Annotated in this window: 24 protein-coding genes; all 24 read right to left on the minus strand. The window is 41.8% G+C overall.

Annotated elements, in window-relative coordinates; genetic code table 11:
- Nucleotides 1-6 precede the first annotated feature (6 nt).
- A complete protein-coding gene (locus ACTNBF_RS00105; protein ID WP_427819739.1) occupies nucleotides 7-1,377 on the minus strand; it encodes an exopolysaccharide biosynthesis polyprenyl glycosylphosphotransferase in 1,371 nt (456 codons plus the stop codon).
- Between the two features lie 159 nt (nucleotides 1,378-1,536).
- Nucleotides 1,537-2,388, minus strand: coding sequence for a dTDP-4-dehydrorhamnose reductase (rfbD, locus tag ACTNBF_RS00110; protein ID WP_427819740.1), 852 nt, complete (start codon nucleotides 2,386-2,388; stop codon nucleotides 1,537-1,539).
- Between the two features lie 2 nt (nucleotides 2,389-2,390).
- Entirely contained in the window at nucleotides 2,391-2,954 is a 564-nt protein-coding gene (gene rfbC, locus ACTNBF_RS00115) for a dTDP-4-dehydrorhamnose 3,5-epimerase (protein WP_427819741.1), read from the minus strand.
- 14 nt (nucleotides 2,955-2,968) lie between these two features.
- Entirely contained in the window at nucleotides 2,969-3,838 is an 870-nt protein-coding gene (gene rfbA, locus ACTNBF_RS00120) for a glucose-1-phosphate thymidylyltransferase RfbA (protein WP_427819742.1), read from the minus strand.
- Nucleotides 3,839-3,901: 63 nt separating this feature from the next.
- Nucleotides 3,902-4,978 (minus strand): dTDP-glucose 4,6-dehydratase, encoded by a 1,077-nt coding sequence (gene rfbB, locus ACTNBF_RS00125; RefSeq protein WP_441088564.1) that lies wholly within the window; start codon nucleotides 4,976-4,978, stop codon nucleotides 3,902-3,904.
- A gap of 21 nt (nucleotides 4,979-4,999) precedes the next feature.
- Complete coding sequence (locus ACTNBF_RS00130; protein ID WP_441088565.1) at nucleotides 5,000-6,814, minus strand: L,D-transpeptidase family protein; 1,815 nt, start codon at nucleotides 6,812-6,814, stop codon at nucleotides 5,000-5,002.
- The gene (locus ACTNBF_RS00135; protein ID WP_427805605.1) at nucleotides 6,815-7,717 is read right to left on the minus strand and encodes a nucleotidyltransferase family protein; all 903 of its coding nucleotides are present in this window, start codon (nucleotides 7,715-7,717) and stop codon (nucleotides 6,815-6,817) included. It lies immediately after the preceding gene.
- A 147-nt stretch (nucleotides 7,718-7,864) separates the two neighbouring features.
- Nucleotides 7,865-8,977, minus strand: a complete 1,113-nt coding sequence (gene glf, locus ACTNBF_RS00140) for a UDP-galactopyranose mutase (RefSeq protein WP_427805679.1) — start codon at nucleotides 8,975-8,977, stop codon at nucleotides 7,865-7,867.
- Nucleotides 8,978-9,290: 313 nt separating this feature from the next.
- Nucleotides 9,291-9,641 (minus strand): sporulation initiation factor Spo0A C-terminal domain-containing protein, encoded by a 351-nt coding sequence (locus ACTNBF_RS00145; RefSeq protein ID WP_427805604.1) that lies wholly within the window; start codon nucleotides 9,639-9,641, stop codon nucleotides 9,291-9,293.
- Nucleotides 9,641-9,904, minus strand: coding sequence for an HPr family phosphocarrier protein (locus ACTNBF_RS00150; protein ID WP_427805678.1), 264 nt, complete (start codon nucleotides 9,902-9,904; stop codon nucleotides 9,641-9,643). Before ACTNBF_RS00150 ends, ACTNBF_RS00145 begins: the two co-directional genes overlap by 1 nt.
- On the minus strand, nucleotides 9,897-11,174 hold the full coding sequence (locus tag ACTNBF_RS00155; protein ID WP_427819746.1) for a CdaR family protein: 1,278 nt from the start codon (nucleotides 11,172-11,174) through the stop codon (nucleotides 9,897-9,899). Before ACTNBF_RS00155 ends, ACTNBF_RS00150 begins: the two co-directional genes overlap by 8 nt.
- Entirely contained in the window at nucleotides 11,155-12,042 is an 888-nt protein-coding gene (gene cdaA, locus ACTNBF_RS00160; RefSeq protein WP_427819747.1) for a diadenylate cyclase CdaA, read from the minus strand. Before cdaA ends, ACTNBF_RS00155 begins: the two co-directional genes overlap by 20 nt.
- A gap of 45 nt (nucleotides 12,043-12,087) precedes the next feature.
- Nucleotides 12,088-13,236, minus strand: a complete 1,149-nt coding sequence (locus ACTNBF_RS00165; RefSeq protein WP_427819748.1) for a hypothetical protein — start codon at nucleotides 13,234-13,236, stop codon at nucleotides 12,088-12,090.
- On the minus strand, nucleotides 13,236-13,631 hold the full coding sequence (locus ACTNBF_RS00170; RefSeq protein ID WP_427819749.1) for a hypothetical protein: 396 nt from the start codon (nucleotides 13,629-13,631) through the stop codon (nucleotides 13,236-13,238). The genes ACTNBF_RS00165 and ACTNBF_RS00170 overlap by 1 nt, the downstream gene beginning before the upstream one ends.
- A 57-nt stretch (nucleotides 13,632-13,688) precedes the next feature.
- Complete coding sequence (locus ACTNBF_RS00175; protein WP_427805599.1) at nucleotides 13,689-14,360, minus strand: double zinc ribbon domain-containing protein; 672 nt, start codon at nucleotides 14,358-14,360, stop codon at nucleotides 13,689-13,691.
- An 87-nt stretch (nucleotides 14,361-14,447) separates the two neighbouring features.
- Nucleotides 14,448-16,679: an SF1B family DNA helicase RecD2 gene (gene recD2, locus ACTNBF_RS00180; RefSeq protein ID WP_441024548.1), complete on the minus strand. Its 2,232-nt coding sequence runs from the start codon at nucleotides 16,677-16,679 to the stop codon at nucleotides 14,448-14,450.
- A 111-nt stretch (nucleotides 16,680-16,790) separates the two neighbouring features.
- The gene (locus tag ACTNBF_RS00185) at nucleotides 16,791-17,780 is read right to left on the minus strand and encodes a rod shape-determining protein (protein ID WP_427805597.1); all 990 of its coding nucleotides are present in this window, start codon (nucleotides 17,778-17,780) and stop codon (nucleotides 16,791-16,793) included.
- Between the two features lie 148 nt (nucleotides 17,781-17,928).
- Nucleotides 17,929-20,766, minus strand: coding sequence for an excinuclease ABC subunit UvrA (gene uvrA / locus ACTNBF_RS00190; RefSeq protein WP_441049609.1), 2,838 nt, complete (start codon nucleotides 20,764-20,766; stop codon nucleotides 17,929-17,931).
- A 27-nt stretch (nucleotides 20,767-20,793) separates the two neighbouring features.
- Nucleotides 20,794-22,779: an excinuclease ABC subunit UvrB gene (uvrB, locus tag ACTNBF_RS00195; protein WP_427805595.1), complete on the minus strand. Its 1,986-nt coding sequence runs from the start codon at nucleotides 22,777-22,779 to the stop codon at nucleotides 20,794-20,796.
- 259 nt (nucleotides 22,780-23,038) lie between these two features.
- On the minus strand, nucleotides 23,039-23,167 hold the full coding sequence (locus ACTNBF_RS00200) for a hypothetical protein (protein ID WP_427805594.1): 129 nt from the start codon (nucleotides 23,165-23,167) through the stop codon (nucleotides 23,039-23,041).
- Between the two features lie 103 nt (nucleotides 23,168-23,270).
- Nucleotides 23,271-24,428, minus strand: a complete 1,158-nt coding sequence (locus ACTNBF_RS00205) for an ATP-binding protein (protein WP_441088566.1) — start codon at nucleotides 24,426-24,428, stop codon at nucleotides 23,271-23,273.
- Nucleotides 24,429-24,669: 241 nt separating this feature from the next.
- On the minus strand, nucleotides 24,670-24,888 hold the full coding sequence (locus tag ACTNBF_RS00210) for a hypothetical protein (RefSeq protein WP_441016163.1): 219 nt from the start codon (nucleotides 24,886-24,888) through the stop codon (nucleotides 24,670-24,672).
- Between the two features lie 23 nt (nucleotides 24,889-24,911).
- On the minus strand, nucleotides 24,912-25,193 hold the full coding sequence (locus ACTNBF_RS00215; protein WP_441024551.1) for a C39 family peptidase: 282 nt from the start codon (nucleotides 25,191-25,193) through the stop codon (nucleotides 24,912-24,914).
- Between the two features lie 197 nt (nucleotides 25,194-25,390).
- Nucleotides 25,391-25,753 carry a hypothetical protein gene (locus tag ACTNBF_RS00220; RefSeq protein WP_441024552.1) on the minus strand — a complete coding sequence of 121 codons (363 nt, stop codon included), beginning with the start codon at nucleotides 25,751-25,753 and terminating at the stop codon, nucleotides 25,391-25,393.
- Nucleotides 25,754-25,987 lie beyond the last annotated feature (234 nt).

Genomic DNA, 25,987 nt, shown 5'->3' on the forward strand with positions numbered 1-25,987 from the left:
CCTAACTTACTTGCTTCCTGCAGTCGTTTTATTCTCTTCAATTCCTTCCGTAGCTTCTGGTATAAATATGATTTTTATTGTATAAAAAATCAGTTTAAAATCCAGCAAAAGCGAGCGCTGATTAATATATAATAAATCAAGCTTGAGCTTATCTTCCGGACTCGTATTATACTTTCCAAAAACCTGAGCGTAACCAGTAAGACCTGCTTTCACTTTCAGTCTCATACCAAACTCCGGAATTTCTTTTAAATATACGTCCTCGATCTCTGGTCTTTCCGGCCTTGGTCCTACTAAAGTCATATCACCTTTTAGAATATTAATCAACTGTGGTAATTCGTCAACTCGTGTTGCACGTATTACTTTTCCAATTGGTGTAATTCGATTATCATTCTGCGCTGCAAGCCTTGCTCCATTTTTTTCCGCATCAACGATCATACTGCGAAATTTATATATTTCAAATTCTTTATGTCCTTTTGTAAGACGAATTTGTTTATAAAAAACAGGCCCACCATCATATAATTTAATACACGCTGCTACTATAAGAAGCATTGGGGATAATATTATTAATCCCATGCTGGAAAACAAAATATCTATAGTTCTCTTTATAAAAGCATAATACCATTTTTCTGGCATACGTTTTGTCCGAATAAATGGAGTATCAAATGTATGAGAAACATCAAATCCCATTGTCAGCAAATCTTCTACGCTTTGTGTAAGATAAATATCCTTAGAAATGCTATCACAGAATAAAACCAGCTTTCTTTTTAATTGATCGTCAACTTCATAAAGATATATTCCCTCAGCTTTTCCTATATTATCTTCTAGAACCTCTAACGACGTTTCATCTGAATAGCACCCAACAATCTCGTATCTGTACTTTTTAGACTGCATTTTCTTAATCAATGTCTTATATCCATCATTACCATAAACAATTAGAATCTTTCTGCGTTCATCATATAGTGCGAAAAGACGATTGTGAACAAATATATTACCCCCCATCGCCACAACCTGAAAGACCATCCCTAGAAAATACGACCATATTTTCAATTTTTGGAATCCATGAAACCACATTATAGATTCAAATAGGAGTGCTGCGTCTGCTAATACAATTGCCAGTACTTGAAAATACATCAGTTCTGTCAATCTGTAAATTCCAATTTTCAATGCCTGATACATTTTCGCAAAAAACCAATAAATAATGCAAAACATTATACCTACTAATGCTAAAGTCAAATACCCAGTATAGCCATTTTCCCAATAAGGACTAATATTGTAATACCATAATGCCGATGCTGAAAGAAACATGATAAATAAAGATACAATCTTATATGATTGCTTAACAATATTTTTCTTAAGTAAATTATTTTCTCTTTCCATAATATCTCCCATATTGTCATTTTGCTTATTCTTGATACTTGCTAATTGTGTTATTATATCTCAAAATGCCTTTTTTGTCAAAATAATATGAATTATTCTTTTACTTTCTTTACATTCCTGTAACATTTAGATTATAAGCATTACAAAACAATTAATTTTTTAATTCTTTTCGCATATAACAGCCAAATAACGTTCCAAAGCGTTCTGCCATGCCGGCAGTCTCTCAAACCCCGCTTCAGTCAGCTTTTCTTTACTGATCCTGCTGTTATGAGGTCTTCTGGCTCTGGCCGGAAATTCTTCACTGGTTACCGGTACGACCTCCACATCCATTCCTGCCTGACGGAAGATTTCTTTTGCAAATTCATACCAGGTACAGAGTCCTTCGTTTGTCGCATGGTATCTTCCATACTTATCTGTTTCAATCATATCAACAAGAAGCCTTGCGAGATCATAAGTATAGGTAGGTGATCCTACCTGATCGTTAACCACCTTGATTGTCTTATTGTTCTCTCCAAGTCTCAGCATCGTTTTAATAAAGTTTTTTCCATTCACTCCAAATACCCATGCGATCCTTACGATGAAAAACTTCTTCACATGCTCTTCAACTTCCAGTTCCCCCTCATATTTTGTCTGACCGTATACATTGAGTGGTTCTCTTGCATCATCCGGTTCCCAAAAATTCTCTCCTTCTCCGTTAAATACGTAATCGGTACTGATATACATCATCTTAATATCCATTTTTTCGCAGACGACTGCAATGTTTTTCGTTCCCTCTGCGTTGATCTTTCTGCAAAGTTCCACATTGTCCTCTGCAGCATCAACTGCTGTATAGGCTGCACAGTGGATCACCGCATCCGGCCTTACTTCATTCAAGGTTTTCTCAACCAGCTCCGGATTTGTAATATCCATATCATCAACATCGGTTCCGACTGCAATGTGTCCACGTTTTTCAAGTTCATTTACAACATCATATCCCAACTGTCCTTTGACACCGGTCACCAACACTTTCATGATTATAATCCTTTCTGTCTCATAAATTCCTTAAGTCCGCCCCATTTCTGGTCTTTTTCGGATATCGTAAGTTCAACACCTTCCTGAAGCGGCCATTTCACACCGATCTCACTGTCATTCCATGCAAGCCCGCCTTCATCATTCGGATGATAGAAGTCGGTACATTTATAGGCAAATTCTGCTGAATCGGAAAGCACCAGAAATCCATGTGCAAAATTCTTTGGAATGAAAAACTGTTTTTTATTCTCTGCCGAAAGAATCACACCGTGCCATTTTCCAAAGGTCGGTGACCCCTCTCTCAAATCTACTGCGACATCAAACACTTCTCCGCTTACCACTCTGACCAGTTTATCCTGAGGATAATTGATCTGAAAATGCAGTCCGCGCAGAACACCTCTTTTCGAGCTTGACTGATTATCCTGTACGAATTCCATATCAATACCTGCCGCCTTGTAATCGTTATAATTATATGTCTCCATAAAATACCCGCGTTCATCGCCAAATACGGTCGGTGTGATCACCTTTAATCCTTCAATCTCACATGTTTCAACTGTTATTTTTCCCATGATAATCCCCTTTTCTATAAGCCATTTGCCACTTCTACCAGATATTTTCCATATGCTGTCTTAAGCAGTGGCTGCGCCAACTTCAAAAGTTGCTCTTTATCAATGAATCCCCGTTTATATGCAATCTCCTCGATACAGGAAATATAGAGTCCCTGGCGTTTTTGGAAAGCAGCCACAAAATCCGCCGCATCAAGAAGTGCATCATGATTCCCCGTATCCAGCCATGCAAATCCGCGTCCTAGCGTCTCCACATGCAGATCACCTCGTTCCAGATATGCATTATTGACACTCGTGATCTCAATCTCACCGCGGGCTGAAGGTTTCACCTTCTTCGCGATCTCCACAACATCATTGTCATAGAAATACAATCCCGGAACCGCATAATTTGATTTCGGATGCTCCGGCTTTTCTTCTATAGAAATGGCTGTTCCGTTTTCATCAAATTCCACCACTCCGTATTCTCTCGGATCTCTTACATAATATCCGAAGATTGTTGCTCCCTTTTCCATAGATGCCACTTTCTGCAATACCTTTGAAAAGCTTTGTCCATAGAAAATATTATCTCCCAAAATCAGGGCCACATTATCAGCGCCAATAAATTCTTCTCCAATGATAAACGCATCCGCCAGTCCTCTTGGACTTTTCTGAACCGCATAGGACATCTTAAGTCCAAGTTCCTCTCCGGTTCCAAATATTTCTCTGAAAACCGGAAGATCACGCGGAGTGGAAATGATCAAAATTTCCCGAATGCCCGCCAGCATCAGTATTGACAACGGATAGTATATCATCGGTTTATCATAAACCGGCATAATCTGCTTTGATACAGCCTTGGTCAGTGGATATAATCTTGTTCCCGAACCGCCTGCTAAAATAATACCTTTCATCTTTTTTCCTCCATTCTTCCAAACGCAAACCAGCAGTATCCATAATAGATACTGCCTGTCCGCTTATTTGTACATTTCTTCATAATATTTCTGATAATCGCCGCTGGTCACATTCTTCATCCATTCTTCATTCTCAAAGAACCACTGAATGGTACGCCGGATCCCTTCCTCAAACATGGTATCCGGTACCCAGCCAACCTCTTCTTTAATCTTATCCGGAGCGATTGCATATCTTCTGTCATGTCCCTTGCGATCCGTAACATAAGTGATCAGATCTTCGCTGACAAGCGCTTTCCTAGGATCGCCGTCAGACAGCATTTCCTTAAGCGTATCCAGTATAATATGAATAATCTCTATATTCTGTTTTTCATTATGTCCGCCTATATTGTAAGTCTCAAACAGACGTCCCTTTTCCTGAACCATGTCAATTCCTTTCGCATGATCCTCAACATAGAGCCAGTCCCGGACATTCTTACCGTCCCCATATACCGGGAGTTTTTTCCCCTGAAGCGCATTGTTGATAATGAGCGGAATCAGCTTCTCCGGAAATTGATATGGTCCGTAATTATTACTGCAGTTGGTAATATTCGCCGGAAATCTGTAAGTATCCATATAGGATTTCACCAGCATATCGGAAGAAGCCTTACTTGCCGAATACGGACTGTGCGGATCATACGGTGTAGTCTCATAGAAATATCCGCCGTCATCGTCCAGCGATCCATATACTTCATCCGTGGAAACATGGAGAAACTTCTTATCTTCTTTATATACATTATCTCCGATCTCCCATGCCGCCTTTGCCGCATTTAACATAACCAGTGTTCCGAGAACGTTTGTCTTCACAAATATGTCCGGGTTCTTGATGCTTCTGTCTACATGGCTTTCTGCCGCGAAATGTACCACCCGGTCGATCTCATTTTCTTCAAATATCTGATTGATCGCGTCCGCATCACAGATGTCTGCCTTGATAAATGTATAATTATCTCTGTTTTCCACATCTTTCAGATTTTCCAGATTTCCTGCGTAGGTCAATTTATCTACGTTTATGATCCGGATTTCATTATCATATTTTTTAAACATGTAATGAATATAATTTGAACCGATAAAACCGGCTCCTCCTGTAACTAAATAAGTTCTCATAATGTCCTCCTAAATCTTGTTTTATACTGTTGGGTCTGTCGGATCCCAGTTCTGTGATAACGGTATTTTCGCATAAACCGGTTTTCCGAGCGGTCCCGGGTTGCTGTTATTGTAAATAATTACTTTTGTACTTGACGCGCAGTTATCATAAATCCATTTTGCGTCTCCGCTGCGGAGTCTTACGCATCCCTGTGATGCCCATGTTCCGATTTTGTTGTATTCTTTGGCCCACAGAGTATGGTTATCAAACTTCGTATACGGTGGTGAATGGAAAAGTATATGACCGGTTATTCTGGTACACCATTGTCCCATAGCTCCGTAAAGCTCGTGCCATCTGTATTTATCGGATGTGTAGAATGTTCCTGTCGGAGTTGCTTTCCCCGGCGAACATGCAAATGCAATGACCGGAATAATGTATCCTCGTGTTCCGTCTTTCGCGTAGACCGTCACACAGCTTTTCTGTTTGTTGATACGGATCTCATAGCTGGACTGTTTGCCGACAATACTTCTGACATCCTTCTTCAGCTTGCCGTTCACATAATAAAGCTTGTAACCGCCTTCATAGAACCATCCGTTCTTTCCTTCTTTATAGCATTCATCTGTACTACCCGGTGCCGTAAAATCTTTGGGAACAATCGTAATCTGAATTGCTTCCATCCTCCAACCTAGTTTGGAAGTACCTGCCGCAGCACCATTCGAAGCCCATCCCATCCATCCAATATTCTGAACATGGCATCGATAGTAAATATTGAAATACTTTTCAGCCTCACCTGTGAGCTTAATCTTAACAGCTTCTACCCGCTTACTCTGTCCTTTTGTTCCGGCATATTCGCCTTCCTTTTTCCATTCCTGCCAACCAATATCCTGAATATGCGCACAATACTCAATATCTGCCTTCAGTACCTCATTACTGCTGTCATCGAGAGTAATCTGAAATCCTTCTACCCGAAGCGCCTCTCCAGTCGTTCCGAGTATATTTCCACCTGTTACTTCTTCTGTATCACCCACATTCTGCACATGACCTTTGTAAGCTAATTCACTGTCATAATAGTCTCTTATATATCCGCGTTCTGATTCATCAAATCTTTCTCCACCGGCAGATATTTCTATACGTAAACATTCCATTCTCTTTCCCAGCCCTTCCGTACCAGAAAGTTCATCTGAATGTACTTTTCCAAGCCATCCAAAGTCTGCTACGTGGGACTGATACACGACATCATAATGCTCAGCCAATTCCCCAGTCAGACGAATCTGCACCGCTTCGATACGCAAAGATTCTCCGACTGTTCCGGCGATCTCGCCATTCTTTACCCAATCCATCCAGCCTTTGCTCTGAACATGTACACGATATTCTACATTCCCCTCATACATAGGATCTTCCATCTGGATCCTGATTGCTTCCATGCGCAAAGATTCTCCGACCGTGCCGGCTTCTTCTCCTGCATTCTTCCATTCCTGCCATCCAATCCGCTGTATATGAGCCTGATATGTAAGTACTGGTTTTCCTGTCGCTTCTTCGTCTTTTCCAGGTTCTTCCGGATTCTCCGGTTCTTCGGTTTCTGTTCCCGGATTTTCCGACTCACCAGGTTCTGTTTCCGGTGTCTCCGGCTCTTCGGTTTCCCCCGGCTCTTCTCCTTGATTTTCTTCCTCTTCTTTCTTTTCTACCTCTTCGATCTCCGTCTCATCCGTATTTTCCACAGCATCTAAAACTTCATCCGATTCCGCATCCTCAGACATAAGCGCCGGCTGATCGGATGCAGTAACCGATAAACCGCTCGATAAACCAAGGCTGCAACATAATAACAACGCACAGATTACTCTCATTTTCTTTTTCATTTAATATTCTCCTTTATCAATCAGATCTCGAATCGCTGCAACTACTCCTTCTTTGTCTTCTTTATAAGTCACTCCGAACCATTTATCCTTCGATTCTAAAACTTTAACCTGTACCTTTCCCTGTTTTAAAAGTGCTCCGATAATCGTCGGGAGCAAATATTCCGATTTTAGATCTTCCTCATTAAGCTGACTAAGGAACTCACTAAATCCTTTTTCGAGGATTTCAAAAAATCCCGGCTGTAGTCCCCACATATTCATAGAAACCGGAGATTCAATATCGATTTCTTCTTCTTTTTCGTCCAACTTCACTGCTGCACCTTTATCTGTCTTTATGATATTATGTGTCTCAACAATTTCTCTAAGCATCCGCTTTTCATCCACTTTGCAAACACCTCGAGTAACTCCCCCGTTTTCGCTGAGCGTATTCTTAAGAATAAAGCCCACCATGCTGATGTTCATGACATCACTGTCTTCTTTATCGCTTGTAAGTTCCTTATAAGCTTCACGGTATGCTTCTTTTCCATAATAATCATCCGCATTAATAACCAGAAACGGTTCATGAACCACATCCCTACAACACAAAATTGCCTGTCCGGTTCCCCAAGGTTTTTTTCTTTCTCTAAAAACCTCCCGGTATTGTTCCGGAATATCGTCCAATTCCTGAAACGCATATTCCACCTGAACCTTTTCTTCGATCCGATTTCCTATTACCTCTTTAAAATCCTTTTCCAGATCCTTCCTTATTACAAATACGACTTTATCAAATCCTGCGTCCATTGCATCGGCTATCGAATAATCCATTATAATCTCGCCATTTGGTCCAACCGGCTCTAACTGCTTGATTCCACCACCAAATCTGCTGCCAATCCCAGCTGCCATAATAACCAATGTCGCTTTATTCATCCTATTTCCTCCTGCACAGTATCTCCTTTTTTCAAAACAACAACTGTTTCCGCTGTTTTTTAACCATTTACAGCACCTTCCAATTAAGCAAATTATACCATAATCTACTACTCTTTACAACATATTGTGTCTTATGTCAGGAGAACACTAAAGCTCGTTTCTCACGCACTGAAGTGCTTCAGCAACCACATTATGCATATCAAAATACTTATACATACCTAATCTTCCTCCGAAAATAACATTCTTTTCTTTGGAAGCAAGTTCTTTATATTTAGAATAAAGCATATTATTCTTTTCGTCATTCATCGGATAATAAGGCTCATCACCCTTTTCCCATGTAGCCGGATACTCACGTGTGATGATCGTTTTCGGATTATGTGTTCCATTCTGGCATCCAAATTCAAAATGCTTGTGTTCGATAATTCTTGTAAATGGAATTTCATATTCTGTATAATTAACGACAGCATTTCCCTGATAATTCTCTACATCCAGTTCTTCTGTTTCAAAGCGAAGGCTGCGATATTCGAGCTCACCATAGCAATAGTCAAAGTATTCATCAATCATTCCGGTAAAAACAATCTTATCAGCCTGCTTCTGCAGTTCTTCTTTATTTGCAAAAAAATCTGTTTCCAGCCTTACTTCAATACCGTCAAGCATCTTTTCGACAATCTGTGTATATCCGCCAATCGGAATTCCCTGATATTTATCATTGAAATAATTATTGTCATATACAAATCTTACCGGAAGACGTTTGATAATAAATGCAGGAAGCTCTGTTGCGCGTCTCCCCCACTGTTTTTCTGTGTAACCTTTTACCAGCTTCTCATAAATATCTCGTCCTACAAGTGAGATTGCCTGTTCTTCCAGATTGTGTGGTTCCGTTATTCCTGCTTCTTTGATCTGTTCTTCTATTTTCTGCTTAGCTTCTTGTGGTGTAGTAACGCCCCACATCTTACTGAAGGTATTCATATTAAACGGCATGTTGTACAATTCATCTTTGTACTTTGCAATCGGAGAATTTGTGTAGCGATTGAATTCCGCAAACTGCTGGATGTAATCCCATACTTCTTTATTACTGGTATGGAAAATATGAGCACCGTATTCATGCACCTGAATTCCATCTACTTCTTTTGTATAAATATTCCCTGCCACATGTTCCCTCTTATCAATAACAAGGACCTTTTTACCTGCCTTCTTTGCCTCATGTGCAAATACTGCGCCAAATAAACCTGCACCAACAACTAAATAATCATACATGATTTTGACCTCTCTTTCGTAATCAGAACTGATTCTTATTTAAGTCTATTATACCAAATTTCACATTGTTTTTATATGCTTAAAAATGCACATATATTTTTATTATAATCTTTATTATTTTACATTACAAGACAAATATCTACTGTTTACTATTAATTTTTTCTTATCCTCTGTCAATCAGACCTAGTACAGGTGAACGAATCGACGCATTTGCTGAATATTGCAAAAAAATCTTTCATAAATCTGTTCTTGTAGCATCATCACTAAAAGAATCCCGGGAGAAAGCTTTCATTGTACTTTCTTCCGGGATTCTCATTTATTCTTCTGAAACGTTTTCCTTATTCTCTCTCAGATATAGGACTATTCCTTCAATCAGTTGTGTATTTGTAGGACGATTTTTCTCCTTCATTTGGGGGAAATACGTAGAAAGCCACTCCGGATTTACATTCTTCCAGCACCGTTCTATCATGCTTCGAATATCAGACTCTACCATCCACACAGACACCTGATGCTGCCCGGCTATCACCGGATAAACATCTTTTGTAATATGTTCCAGATTCCCCTCTTTTTCTACCCCCATGAGAACAGCCTCTACCAGGTATTTGTATCCGGTATATTTCGGAAGCATACCGAGATTATGAAGTACTTTGCATACTGCAAGCTCCATTATTCTCCCAACCCACTTTCCACAATCTCTATCATCGTCTTAAGCGCATCTTTCTCGTCTTCTCCGTCACATAAGATTTCAATCTCATCGCCTTTTTTAATGCATGCTCCGAGAACACTCAGTACACTTTTCGCATTACCTTCTGAATTATTATGGCGAAACGTAATCTTACACGCAAATTCCAGAGCGGTCTGACAAAACAGTCCTGCCGGCCGCAAATGCAAACCTGTGGGATTTGTAATAACCACTTTTTTGCTAACCATCATTTCCTCCGTCATTCTTTTCTAATGTAATCTGAACCACAACATCCTGAACCAGTTCTATTCCTTCCGGAAGTGTCACCTGAACCGGTACCGTATATGTTCCTGCTTCCTTTATATCTACCAGATTGATAGACACACTTCCCTGTTCTAAAGTAAAGTCATCAAGGCTCTCTGAATCTTCAGCCGTGATCACAATTTCGATGCTTCCTTCTGATTCATATTTCACCGAATAATTTTTCGGCGCATTCAGAAGTGAAATTGATCCAACCGGATATTCCAACGTTCGCGTGCCTATTTGTGTAACAGATATTTTCACAAGAACAGATATTCCCGCACTCTCATCCTTCGCTTTCGCCCATTCAGGAAGATAATCCGTAATATCAACCGTCTTCTCTACAGACTTAGTCAGGCCATCCACCGCCAGCACCTCTGCCGGAATTTCAATCTCCGTCAAGGTTTTCAGTTGCTGCTCTGTTCCAACAATATCAACATTCTCCGGCTGGACAGAAACACCTTCTAATACATATCCAACTGCCGGAGCAATGCCAGATTCATCGAATTTAACCGGAACCGTCTTTGTATGAAGCACCTTTACTTTTACACTCAGTCCTTCCTCTCCAAGGTTTGTCTCTACCAAAGTTGAATCTATTACAATACCTGCCGCATTATAGAGAACCAGATCCGCTTCCTTTACCTCATCTCTCGAAATACCCGATGTATTCACCTGAGCAATGACTTTAGCAATCGAATTCACAACTGATTCCGGTCCACTGATCTTCACTTGCTGCGGATCTGCCTCAAGACTGCCGATTTGGTATCCGTCTCTCGGATCTCCGGATGATTTCGGTATGATCGGGAATGTTTTGGAAGTTGCAAGTTCGATTGAAATCACCAGATTCGGCTCACTTGTCGAAGCTTCCACAAACTGTCCCTGATAGGCAGGGATCATAACCTCATACGGTATCAATGCTCGTGTCTCTGTATTCAGCTTTTTAACATCTGCTGTAACTTTAATATCACTTGCTTTGATTTCTTTCAGAACATCCTTTCTTGCGCGAACAGTAACATTTACCTTCTTATACTCCTCTGCTACCTGATAAGTATTCCCCTGATTAGTAATAAGTTCCGTATGAAGCAACGTTACCGGAACTCCTACATACGTCTTTGATGTAATAGGTCTCTCATTATTCATAACGATAACCCAGAGCAGAATGGAGAAGGCAACCGCCAGCACTTTAAGTCCCAGATTTTTAGTCAGCGTCTTTTTCATGCTTTCTCCATCCTTTCCATATTTTCTTTACTTTCCCCGTCTCCGTATGTTTGCTTCGAATGACTTCCAGTCTTTCTTTCAAATATTCCGGTGTTACATTGCGAACCAATTGTCCCCCCAAAGCAACCGAAACATAACCCGTCTCTTCCGAAACAGAAATTACAAGCGCATCGCTTACTTCACTCATACCGATTGCCGCTCTGTGACGAGTACCGAGATCTTTGCTAATCTCCATATTGTCCGAAAGCGGAAGATAGCAGGTTGCTGATACAATTCTGTCTCCACGCACAATCACTGCTCCATCATGAAGCGGCGTATTGTGTTCAAAAATATTGATCAGAACCTGACGAGATATCAAACAGTCCAATTCAATCCCTGTCCTCTCGTATTCTGTTAGTTTTGTAGCCTGTTCCACAACGATCAATGCCCCCGTCTTCACTGCACCCATATCAAAAGATGCCTTTACGATCTCATCGATCGTCCGTTCACTAAAACGTACGCTTTCACGTCCCTTCTTATCGAACGGAACCATAGACGCCAGAAACTGCTTCTCACCCAGCCGTTCCAGGGCACGTCTGAGTTCCGGCTGGAAAATAATAACGACCGCCGTTGCCATCACCGGAAGAAGTGTGTCTGCAATCCATAAAATCACATACATCCGGAAAATTGCAGCCACAAGAATGAAACCGACAAGTACCATGATACCTTTCAGCAGCATCCACGCTTTCGTATTTTTAATCCAGAGAATAATCTGATAAATCAAAAACGCTATAATAATAATTTCAATAATATCTACAAACCGTATCTCCGGAAAATAGAAACCTTCCGGAAGATTACTTCCAAAGAAACGTGCAACAGCCTCTCTCACTCCTGTACCTCCTTTCCCATATAGTATGCCAACTTATTATCCAAATTAATGCTCTTCTAATTCTCTCTTCACAATATCCTGAATATCCAATTCATCCTGCAGACTTTTTGCCAGCAACAGTTCATCTTTATTCGCCGGAACACGGGTATTTCTAGGAGTTCCGGAATTTTTCTTTGTCTCTTTTTCCGTCTGACGCTTTTTCATATTTTTTCTTTCATCTGTGCGTTTTGGTGCCCTGCGTCTGATTTCTTCAGATTCCTTTTCATCCGGATTGCGGCGTTCATTAATACGTTTTACCATTTTTTCCGGAGCTGCAACCGACATCTTCGGAACTGCTTTTACATAATAATAATATTCATCATCTTCATACTGTATATGCTCAGTCCTTGAATAATCCACAGAAAACAGAAAAAATTCCAACACAAGACCGATAAGAATCGCCAAAATATTGCCACCGATCAGAACACCATAAGAAGTATGTATGTCAAACGCAATATCTCCAATAACAATAACCAGAATACTGGCGACCGCGCCAGCCGCAACAGCCGCTTTCCAGGCATGATCAATGGAAAGTCTGCGAACAACATATACAGTAAAAATACAGATTGTAAAGGCAATCACTGTAATCCAAAGTTCTTTATTCTGAAATACTGTCCTGACAAAAAATGAGATTTGACCGGTGATCCCTTCCGTTGCGGAAATCGCTGCCGCAGAATTCTTCACACAGAGAATCATATAATAGATAATTGTTCCAAAAGCAATCGGAACTGCCGTAACCGGCGTCATCGCAAGTCCACATACCACTGGAACCACATACGGAATATGCAGCATAAACGCAATCGGAGTAATCAAAAGCACCAATGCCTTTTTCGGAGTGAACCGACAGTAAAAAATAAACATCATTACAAAAATCATGGCGCTCACTGCCATAACACCCAGAGATAGTTTAAACAAATGCGCAAGAATCAGCGCAGCTGCCACCAATGCTACTGTAACAGGCGGAAGAAACGTACAGATCACCGCCAAGGCAACCGTAACAACCGGAGTTGTAAGTGTCTTCATCACACCAATATTCTGATTAATCAGATAAAAGGAAACGAAGCTCAGAATGAACTGAGCTGCCTTATCCACATAAATGGAATAACTGGTATATATTTTCTGTATTCTTTCTCTTAAAACCAACAACTCGCTCATTACTTCTTCTCCCTTTCATACATTCTGTTCAGTCTGGTCAGATCATGGTTAAATTTTTTCACTCTCTGACGGGCATCATTATGCTTCTTCTGATAAAACTGTGATGCCACAATGCCATAAAGCACAACCAGAACAATATATCCGGTCAATATACAGAGCCCTATCATTATAATAAAAGCAAAATTAAGGTTCTCCAGAATTACATCCATAAATGCAACCGCGCCGACTCCCACTGCGATCATGTATCCAATCGTAACCAAGATGATCGTAACAATGGTATGAAAGCTCGAATAATCTTTTCTGTAATATGAGCTGATCTTGAAATCTTCCGCACCTTCCTTGCTTTCGTACATTGCCATTCTTGTCATCAGCTTCACTTTGTCTTCATTTAACATATAGTCACCTCGATACGTTTTCTCCTCGTATTTGCGCTATTTTTAGTATAACAAATATCAGTATCCTTGTCCAATACTAATAGTCAAAAAATAGACTTTTTCTGCCCCTGCTTTCAGCAGTACCCGCGCCGCCTCATCCAGTGTGCTTCCGGTTGTATAGATATCATCAATCAGAACTATCGTTTTCGCCCAGACACTTTTTCTCACAGAAAATGCACCTCTGATACTCCTTCTTCGTTCTTTATCATTTAACTGCTTCAAAGGTTTTGTATTTTTCACCCTGACAAGAATATCTTCATCGACCGAAATGCCAGTGATTTCTCCAAGAACTTCTGCGACAAGCGCCGCCTGGTTATAGCCTCTGATGCGCATCTTCTTTCGATGCAGCGGAACCGGAACAATCAGTTCCACCTTTTTTTCTCTCAAATAATAACCATACTGGTCTGCCATTTCTTCTCCAAATGCTTTTGCATAAATTCTTCTGTTTTGATATTTCAACGCATAAACTGCCCGGCTTACAGGCTCTTTATGAATCCAGATACTTCTTCCTTCCTCGAATACATGCCTGATCATAGTGCAATCATAACAATATTCCTTTTCCGCCTCCCGGATAGGCTTTCCACATTTTTTACATCGTGGTTCCTCCACCGGCAGGATTTTTTTACGGCACTCCTTGCAGATCCGCTGTTTTTCTATTTTTCCGCAAAACGGACATTTCTGTGGATACAAAATATCGAGGCACCTCTCCTCTATCCATTTTCTATTCCATAGGATTTTTGCCTTTTCTCTCAATATTATGAACGGATTCGGTTTCTTTTAGCTCTCTTCACTCAAACCATATATTTCCCTGATGCGTTCATCAAGGCTGGTATTTCTGTTCTGTTCATCTGTATTCTGTATCATTTCCTGAAACGTTACATCACTGCCCACGATTGTTACACATTTTTTTGCCCGTGTAATCGCAGTATATAAAAGATTTCTGTGAAACAGCTGACGCGGTCCTGTCAATAAAGGAATCAAGACAGCCGGATATTCACTTCCCTGTGATTTATGGATCGTTATCGCATATGCCAGTTCCAATTCCTCAAGGAGCTCAAACGGGTACTTTACCTTTCTTTTTTCATCATACTCCACTTCCAGAGTTTCTGTATAGTTATTGATCTCTGTTATCACACCCATATCTCCGTTAAAAATACCGGTTCCTTTATCAACAACAAGTCCATATTTTGTCGTAATTTCCCATTCCAACTGATAATTATTCTTAATCTGCATCACTTTATCGCCGACACGGAATTTTTTATCACCGTACTCTTTCTCTTCTTTATTTTTTGCCGGCGGATTCAAATATTGCTGGAGAATATTATTCAGCCGTTCCACCCCGAGCAGCCCTTTACGCATCGGAGTCAGTACTTGAATATCATATGGTTTCGCATCCACATATTTCGGAAGTTTCTTCTGGATCAGAGTCAAAAGCACACTGATGATCACATTTGCATCATTTCTCTTCAGGAAAAAGAAATCCCGGCTCTTATTATCCAGCTTAACCATTTCCCCACGGTTGATCTTATGTGCATTTACAACAATATCACTTTCTTGAGCCTGACGAAAAATCTTGGTAAGCATCACGACCTGAAATTGTTCTGACGCAATCAGATCTTTTAAAACACTTCCGGGCCCCACCGACGGAAGCTGATTGCAGTCTCCTACCAGGACAAGTCTCGTTCCAGGCGTAACAGCAACAAGCAGCGCATGCATCAGCGAGAGATCTACCATAGACATCTCATCAATGATGATCACATCTGCTTCCAGTGGGTTCTCTTCATTTCGTGCAAATCCGTTTCTGACATTCTCTTCTTCCGGATTTCCGGTTACTTCCAGCAAACGGTGAATCGTCTGTGCCTCATATCCGGTTGCCTCAGTCATCCGCTTCGCAGCCCTGCCCGTCGGTGCTGCCAGGCGCAATTCCAGTTCTTCATTCCGGAAATAATGTATCATCGCTTTAATCGTAGTCGTTTTTCCTGTTCCGGGGCCTCCCGTCAGAATCGTGATACCATGCCGCACTGCCGCAATTACTGCCATCTGCTGCTTTTCATCCAGCTCCATTCCGGTTTCTTTTTCAATTTGATGCAGCCTCTTTGTAACTACAACGTCAGTTTCATCGTATTCCACATTCAGATCATGCAGCATTTTCGCCGCATTAAGCTCCAGATAATAAAAATGAGCCGGATATACTCTGAGACCGTCCTCACCTTCTTTCAGAATCACCTTTCTCTCCATAGCCAGATCCATCAGATGCTTTTCCATATTCTGAATTCCTACTTCCAGAAGCGCAGAGGCTCTTTGCATCAACACTTCACGAATCAGATAGACATGGCCATCCGCTACACTTTGTTGCAGCGTATAGAAAATTCCGCTTCTTATTCTGTAATCAGAATCCGTATGAATCCCAATGTGCATCGCAATCTCATCCGCCGTCTTAAACCCGATCCCCTGTATATGATCTGCCATTTGATAAGGATTCTCTTCCAATACACGAAATGTATTCTGACCATAATATTTATATATTTTCGCCGCAAGGGTCGTAGAGACTCCGTATTTCTGCAGATAAATCATTGCTTTCCGCATATCTTTTTTTTCTTCTACCTGAAGTGCAATGTCACGAGCCATTCGCTCACTGATTCCTCGCACTTCCGCCAGTCTTTCCGGCTCTTCTTCCATGATTCGGAATGTATCTTCCCTGAACTTTTTTACAATTCGTCCCGCAAGAGATGCTCCTACCCCTTTGATTGCACCGGAACCGAGATAACGTTCAATAGAAATAAGATCTTCCGGCGCTTTTATTTCATACTCGCTTACTTTGAGCTGTGTTCCGTACATACTGTGTACAGTATACTCACCCTTGACCTCTACAAGTTCTCCCTCAGCTATATAGTTAAAATTTCCGACACAAGTCAAATCTCCATCATCATTGTTTAAGTGAAACACCGTATACCCATTATCTTCATTCCGGAATACGATATGTTCCACATAACCTTGAATTACTTCCATATCTTCTCCTTATAGAAATAATAAGTATACCCGAACTTTCGTATAGAGTAAAAAGGCTGTCTCATCACGAAACAGCCTGACTTTTATTATACACGCACAATTATCAATCCTTTATAAATCTTTTCTTCCATTCATAAATTCTACAAACTGTCCTGTACCGATCGCAACAACCTTCATCGGATCTTCCGCTGTCATGGTGTTGATTCCTGTCTTCTCTTCGATCAATTCCTCCAGTCCACGAAGCATCGCCCCACCTCCGGTCAATACGATTCCACGATCCAGAATGTCGGCTGAAAGTTCCGGTGGTGTGCGCTCCAGCACTGCAATGACCGCCTCAACAATCTGACTTGTCGTTTCACGAAGTGCTTCCTCTGTTTCAGAAGATGTAACAGTCACGATCTTTGGAAGTCCTGTGACAAGGTTCCTTCCGCGCACCTCCATCGTCTCTTCCTCAACCAACGGATAGGTTGTCCCTATTTTAATCTTAATATCCTCTGCGGTACGCTCTCCAATCAAAAGATTATGCTTCTTACGCATAAAACGCACAATTGCCTCATCAAAATCATCACCGGCAATCTTGAGTGATGTATTTACTACCGTTCCTCCAAGAGAAATAACAGCAATATCAGATGTACCTCCACCGATATCCACGATCATATTGCCACACGGCTTAGCAATATCAATTCCGGCCCCAATCGCCGCAGCTACAGGTTCCTCGATCAGATGCACTTCCCTGGCTCCGGCTGCAAATGCAGCTTCCTCAACCGCTTTCTTCTCAACTTCGGTAACACCGCTCGGAACACAAATACTGATATTCGGTTTCTTAAATGTACGCTTTCCAAGTGCTTTTTGCACAAAATACTTAATCATCTTTTCGGTTACTATATAATCGGAAATAACACCCTGCCGAAGCGGTCTTACTGCTACAATATTGCCCGGAGTTCTCCCCAGCATCAGACGTGCTTCTTCTCCGATTGCTTTGATTACATTTGTATCTCTGTCAAAAGCCACCACAGATGGTTCCTTTAAAACAACCCCTTTTCCTTTTACATAAACGAGAATGCTCGCTGTTCCCAAATCAATTCCCAAATCTACTGACATGCTGATTCCCCTTTCATTCTTCTATCTATTTCCACTATCTTTCGTTATATCATTACAAACTTGTATGAGACACATACATATTCTATTATAATAAAAATTCTAATAAATGGAAAGAGTTTTTTCATTTTTTAGATTTTCTTAAGGTTTATCATTTTTTCAGCATCATGTCAATATACTTGCCGGTATATGAATTCGGATTTGCAGCAATTTCTTCCGGCGTGCCGTGAGCTACGATCGTTCCTCCCTTATCACCGCCTTCCGGACCGATATCAATGATGTAGTCCGCCGTCTTGATCACATCCAGATTATGCTCGATTACAATCACCGTATTTCCATCTTCTGTCAGTCTTTTCAGAATTTCTGTCAACTTGTGTACATCTGCAAAATGAAGTCCTGTGGTCGGTTCATCCAGAATATATACCGTCTTCCCGGTACTACGCCGGCTGAGTTCCGTTGCCAGCTTGATTCGCTGTGCTTCTCCTCCCGAAAGCGTCGTGGACGGCTGTCCCAGTCGGATGTAAGACAATCCCACATCGTACAATGTCTCCATTTTTCTACGGATGCTCGGCACATTTTCAAAGAAATGCAGAGCCTCTTCCACTGTCATATCCAGCACATCGTAAATACTCTTCCCTTTATATTTCACCTCAAGAGTCTCCCGGTTATACCGCTTCCCGCCGCAGACTTCGCAAGGGACATAGACATCCGGAAGAAAATGCATTTCAATTTTGATAATCCCGTCACCGCTGCAAGCCTCACATCGTCCGCCTTTTACATTGAAACTAAATCTCCCCTTTTTATAGCCTTTTGCCTTCGCATCCGATGTAGACGCAAAAAGATCACGAATCAGATCAAAGACTCCCGTATAAGTAGCCGGATTCGACCGGGGGGTCCTGCCGATCGGGGACTGGTCAATCGCAATCACTTTATCCAGTTGTTCCAATCCCTCAATCCTGGTATGTTTGCCGGGTATCACTCTTGCATGGTTCAGTTTCCGCGCCATACTCTTATAAAGGATTTCATTTACCAGAGAGCTTTTGCCTGATCCGGATACCCCCGTCACACAGGTCATCACTCCCAGTGGGAATTCCACGTCAATATTTTTCAGATTATTCTCGGCGGCACCGACCACTTTGATCCATCCGTTTGGTTCTGCACGTTTTTCCGGGACAGGTATCTTCACTCTTCCGCTCAGATAAGCCCCTGTAATCGATTCCTCCACCTTCATGATCTCTTCCGCCGTTCCCTGAGCCACCAGCTTCCCGCCGTGCTCACCGGCTCCCGGCCCGATATCAATGATATGATCCGCCGCAAACATAGTATCTTCATCATGCTCCACCACAATCAACGTATTTCCCAGATCGCGGAGGTGCTTCAACGTAGCAAGAAGTTTGTCATTATCCCTCTGATGAAGTCCGATACTCGGTTCATCCAGTATATACGCCACTCCAACGAGCCCGGACCCGATCTGTGTTGCAAGTCGGATACGCTGTGCTTCTCCACCTGAAAGGCTTGCCGTTGCTCTCGATAAGGTCAGATATTCCAATCCCACATCCATCAGAAACTGAATTCTTGCGCGGATCTCCTTCAGGATCTGTCCTCCGATCATCTGCTGGGTTTTTGTCAGTTCAAGCGCTTCTAAAAATTGCTGAAGGTTCTCAATAGACATAGCTGTCACTTCATGAATATTTCTACCACCAACCGTCACAGCAAGTGCCGATTTCTTCAACCGCTGTCCTTTACACTCCCGACAAGGTGTGATCTGCATAAAGCTCTCATACTCTGCCTTCATCGTCTCCGAACCTGTTTCCCGATAACGGCGTTCTACATTCTTAATAATCCCTTCAAAAGCCACATCATAAATTCCCTCTCCGCGCTGACCTTTATAATGAACCTTTACCTCTTTGCCTTTTGTTCCGTAAATCAGCAAATCATGGATCTCCTTAGGATACTCTTCGAATGGCGTCTCCAGACTGAAATGATATTCTTTCTGAAGTGCATCCAGAATCGCATAAGTAAAGCTTGATTTATCCGTACAAGACTGCCATCCCGTCACGGCGATCGCTCCCTGACTGATACTGAGGGATTTATCCGGTATGATCAGATCTTCATCAAATTCCATCTTGTAGCCGAGTCCGAAACACTCCGGGCATGCGCCAAACGGATTGTTGAACGAAAAGCTTCTCGGTTCGATCTCATCAATACTGATTCCGCAGTCCGGGCAGGAAAAACTCTGGCTGAAATTCATGGGTTCTCTCCCAATCACATCAACCAGAAGGAGGCCCTCCGCCAAATTCAGAACACTTTCCACGGAATCCGCCAGTCTCTTTTCGATCCCCAGCCTCACAACGAGACGGTCTACAATAATTTCAATATTATGCTTAATGTTCTTATCCAAAGCAATCTCTTCGGAAAGTTCATACATGTTCCCATCAATCCGCACGCGCACATATCCACTCTTTTTTGCACGTTCAAGAAGCTTCGCGTGCGTTCCCTTTCTTCCGCGCACCACCGGCGCCATGAGCTGAATCTTACTTCCCTCCGGCAGTGCCATGATCTGATCCGTCATCTGATCCACCGTCTGCTTCTTAATCTCTCTCCCGCATTTCGGGCAATGCGGAATTCCGATTCTCGCATACAGCAGACGGAAATAATCATAAATTTCTGTCACAGTTCCCACGGTAGAACGGGGATTCCGGTTTGTCGATTTCTGATCAATGGAGATTGCCGGAGATAATCCTTCAATGCTTTCCACATCTGGTTTCTCCATCTGTCCCAAAAACTGTCTTGCATAAGAAGACAAGGATTCCATATATCTTCTTTGCCCTTCCGCATAAATGGTATCAAAAGCCAGAGATGATTTCCCCGATCCACTAAGGCCAGTCAGAACCACCAGTTCATTTCTCGGGATATCCACATCAATATTCTTTAAATTATGCTCATTTGCTCCTCTGATCTTAATAAATTGCTTCTTTTCTTCTGCCATCTTAGTCTACCTCTGTCTTATCTCAATCTATTCAAGTTCATTTAAATTTCTCTTCAACTCAACCAGCTTATCACGCAATTCCGCCGCGGCTTCGAAATTCAGTTCCGCCGCAGCCTTCTTCATCTGCTTTGTCAGACTGCCGATCAGCTTTTCAAGCTCTCCTTTACTCATGGATTCCGGATCTTTTTCAAGACGCATCTCTTCGGCCGCCACTTTCTTGGAAATACTGATCAGGTCACGCACGGATTTTCGGATCGTCTGTGGAGTAATTCCGTGTTCTTCGTTATAAGCCATCTGAATTGCACGCCGACGTTTCGTCTCATCAATCGCTACGCGCATAGAGTCCGTGATATGATCCGCATACATAATGACATGACCGTCCGCATTTCGCGCCGCACGTCCTATCGTCTGTATCAAGGAAGTCTCCGAACGCAGGAAGCCTTCTTTGTCAGCATCCAGAATAGCGACAAGCGTAATCTCCGGAATATCCAGTCCCTCTCTCAGAAGATTGATACCCACAAGTACATCAAACACGTCCAGACGCATATCACGAATGATCTCCGTCCGTTCCAGTGTATCAATATCGGAATGCAGATATTTCACCCTTATTCCCAGTTCTCTCATATAGTCTGTCAGATCTTCTGCCATGCGTTTCGTCAGAGTAGTGATCAGGACTTTATTCTTCCTTGCTGTCTCTTTATTCACCTCGGCTACCAGATCATCAATCTGTCCCTCAATCGGACGCACTTCCACCTCCGGATCCAGAAGCCCGGTCGGACGGATCACCTGCTCAGCCCGCAGCAGTTCATGCTGCTCTTCATATTCACCCGGAGTCGCAGAGACGAACATGACCTGGTCGATCTTGCTTTCAAATTCCTCAAAACTAAGCGGCCTGTTGTCCTTAGCCGACGGGAGACGGAACCCATAATCCACCAGCGTTGTTTTTCTCGACTGGTCCCCATGATACATCGCTCCGATTTGCGGAACCGTCTTATGGGACTCATCGATGATCATCAGAAAATCATCCGGGAAATAGTCGATCAAAGTCTGCGGCGGCTGTCCCGGTGCAAGTCCTGTCAAATGTCGGGAATAGTTCTCAATACCCGAACAGAATCCTGTTTCACGCATCATTTCAATATCAAAATTAGTTCGTTCGGAAATGCGCTGCGCCTCCAGAAGCTTGTCTTCTCCCTTAAAAAACCGGATCTGTCCCTCCAGTTCCTTTTCAATCTCCGCAATCGCCGCCTCCATTTTATCTTTGGAAACTACATAATGAGATGCCGGGAAAATTGCGACATGTCCGATCACATTCAGGATTTCTCCCGTAAGCGTATCAATCTCCGTGATCCGGTCAATCTCATCTCCGAAGAATTCCACTCTATATGCTATTTTCTCCGAATACGCCGGAAATATTTCCACAACGTCTCCCCGGACCCGGAATGTGCCCCGTTTGAAATCCATATCATTTCTGTCATACTGAATCTCGATCAGCTTCTTCAGCATCTCATCTCTGTCCTTTATCATTCCGGGGCGCAGAGAGATTACCATTTCTTTATAATCGATCGGCGAACCCAGTCCGTAAATGCAGGATACGCTGGCCACAATGATCACGTCATTGCGCTCGGACAGCGCTGCTGTCGCAGAATGACGGAGTTTATCAATCTCATCGTTGATTGCGGAATCCTTGGCAATGTAAGTGTCTGATGACGGGACATATGCTTCGGGCTGGTAGTAGTCGTAGTAGGACACAAAATACTCGACTGCGTTGTTAGGGAAGAATTCCTTGAATTCACCGTAAAGCTGCGCTGCAAGAGTCTTGTTGTGCGCTATAATCAGCGTTGGTTTATTTAATTGTTGGATGACATTCGCCATCGTAAAGGTCTTACCGGAACCGGTGACACCAAGAAGTGTCTGGCACTGGTTACCTTCCTTAAAGCCTTTTACTAACTGTTCAATCGCCTGCGGCTGGTCACCGGTCGGGGCATATTCTGATACTAATTCAAAATGATCCATGTAGTCCTCCTATGTTTGAACCCTCGAGGAAAACTCGATAGTTGGAATAAACTTTTTCATCAATTTTCATATTTTTATAACATCTGGAACTCTACTTCTTGCACATTTCCAGTACCCATTCTATGTACAGTACAGTATAGCATCAAAGGCCAAAAAAGTACAGAACAAAATGAACATTTGTTCTGTACTTTTTATCATGCCTTTTAACACTTTCTGTGTATCATCTAAGTTACCATTTAAGCATAAAAATCTACTCAAATTAAATCGTCACATTAAACGCCTTTTCCGGTTCAGTCGCATTCTGAATCGCCTCCGAGATCTGCTCCAGCGGGAATTCCTGAGTGATAATAGATTCCAGATCCCATTTTCCACTTGTCATAATTGCCATCACGTCTTTCCTTAATAATTGTTTCAGAATTGTTAAAGCCCTCCTGTCTTTCTGCTGATTTTAGTTAAGCAATTCATTCGCTTTTTCACATACAGAATAGAGTTCATCTTGTTAATTCATAATCATCCAGAAAGTTATACTCAATATCATCTTTGCAGTATCCGATCACCTTTCGTAAATTGATTTTCCTAACACTGTTAAATATATTTGTATCAATGACATCACTTGTTTTTCTGAACTGTGCAATCAATTCCTTCATTTCATCTCTTTTCGTTCCTCTTCCTCCACCGCAGCTCACACAATTTTCCGTAAACCGGCAGGCACATTGGATAAAATGAAGTCCATTAGAGTCCCTCCAAGCTTTGATTGCCTCTTCTTTTACCAGATACAGCGGCCGTATCAACTCCATTCCTTCAAAATTCTGACTGTGAAGCTTCGGCATCATCGTTTCCACTTTACCGCTGTATAACATGCCCATGAGAATGGTTTCGATGACATCATCAAAATGATGCCCTAACGCAATCTTATTACATCCCAGTTCCTTTGCCTTGGAATACAGATATCCCCGTCGCATTCTCGCACAGAGATAGCAGGGATTCTTATCAATTGCCGCCACGGTATCAAAAATATCAGTCTCAAATACAGTAAGCGGTATACCAAGGAGATTGGCATTATCCTGAATAATTTTCCAGTTATCTTCATTGTATCCTGGATTCATAATCAGAAATACTACCTCAAAATGAACCTTACCATGCTTCTTCAATTCCTGTATTAATTTTGCAAGAAGCATGGAATCCTTTCCCCCGGATATGCACACTGCCACACGGTCTCCTTCCTGGATCAGCTGATATTCATTCAGTGCTTTGGTAAATGGCCGCCAGATCGCTCTGCGGTATTTCTTAATGATGCTTCGCTCGATCTCTTCTTTTTTCTCCTCTTTTTCTTTTTGACAATCCCCCTGCATAAACCTCGACAAAGACAAACGTAAGTAAGCTCGATAGCCACCCTCCACATTGACTGCATCGTACCCTTCATCTTCCAGTTCTTCCACATATTCCTGGCTTCTGTCTCCGGTATGACAGAGCATATAGATGGTTTTTGCCTCATCCAGTTCTTTCCTGCGTTCTTCCAGTTCAGCCATCGGAATATTCACCGCTCCCGGGAAGGTTCCCCGCTGATACTGATCATTGGGGCGGATATCCACCACCATACTTTGATTCCATTCTATTTTTTCCAATTCTTCTACTGTAATCGTCTTCATTTCTGCTCCTATATCAAACGCAATAATAATATGTTACATATCATTCCCAACATAATAGAAATCAGCACCACTGCCAATCCTGCCAGAAATGTCTTCCTTTATCCTCTATGAATACTACCATCATAAACCTATTTAGTCAATAGGTTATATATGTTTAACAAGTAACAAAAGCGACCAACTTTTTACGGTTGATCGCCTTTGGCTTATTCACTCTTATTCATTTACGCTATCATTTTATTCGTTAATCTAAATGATATACAACATCAATTGGTACTTCCTGTATTGAATTTAAATACGAAACTATAATTCCAATCCGTTTTGATTTTCCTTCTAAACTATCGTGCCATCGCAAGCTAAATTCTTCTTCTGTAAGATATGTGTAACTACCGGCAGTAGATGGATCCATAAAATAATAAATATATGTATCTTTTTCCGTATCCTTCTTATATCCAATTAACACAACATAGTGACCGTCGTCTTCTGTTATTCTGTTATATTCACATAGTTCGTCCCATTTTCCGGAGTTGTTGCAAGTTCCCAAAGTAATCGATCTTCTCTGGTGTCAAAATCATACCCTGCATAGCGTAAAACAGATGCGACGCAAGCCACTCCACAGGTAAAATTATGGCTTTGTCTATATAACGGTAATTTTAAAAATTTATATTTTCCTGTTTCATCCGTTTCAGGCAACGACATTTTTGAAATATTATAATTATAAAATGTATTTCCTTCCGGTTCAGTGTCGTTCAAGTAATAATCCTTCATTTGATTGGCAAGATCTTCAGCTTCGGGTATTTCATTTGCCGTATAGGCAGCATTGCTCCCGCCATTGCAAAGCAGAGGATAAGAGACATTGTCCCTTTTGCGTGTAATTTCTTCTGTTTAATCCCGATAAAGAGCAGCGCACCGCCCGACAAAATCATCAAACCAACAAAAAAACCTGTATGGGAATTATCTCCCGTCTACTGACTGGTTGTATCAGTTGTAGGCTCGGTTGCCTTTACAATTTTGATAAGCTCGCAAGTCTTGCTTTCGGTACTGTTCAGTTCAAAAGCTTCCTGTGTTAAGCTGCCGTCTTTCAGCGTGACACCGTCAGACAGAGTTATCTCTGTCTGAATATCTTTAACGGCATACGAATTGTTATTTTTTACGGTAAGCGTTACATTGACATCTTCATTTGCCGCATATTCCGACTTGTCGAAAGTAAGCGTAGCCACTAAACCGTTCTGTTCTGCTTCGGCTGCAAAAACTGTAATTGTCATAAATGTAGATACAACAAATACAAAGCTTAAAAGCACCGGCATAAGCTTCTTGATTTTTTTCATCTCGAAATACCTCCAATCAATTATTATCTCGTACCGCTCCTTTACGGTAGTTTTATGTTGATTAGTAAATCAAACGTTCGTTTTCATTATACTATTTTCCCTTTACTATTCCAATAGGGTAATTCAAGTACGCCGAGGCGTACTTGCTGCGAGGTGCGCGTCATGCTCTGCATGACACAATACATCTGCGCACCTCTGCAATCCGCCGGAGGCTTTATCTTGGAAGAAGATAAA

Origin of the sequence: Bariatricus sp. HCP28S3_A4, assembly GCF_052066395.1 — a bacterium.
Taxonomy (GTDB): Bacteria; Bacillota; Clostridia; order Lachnospirales; family Lachnospiraceae; genus Allocoprococcus.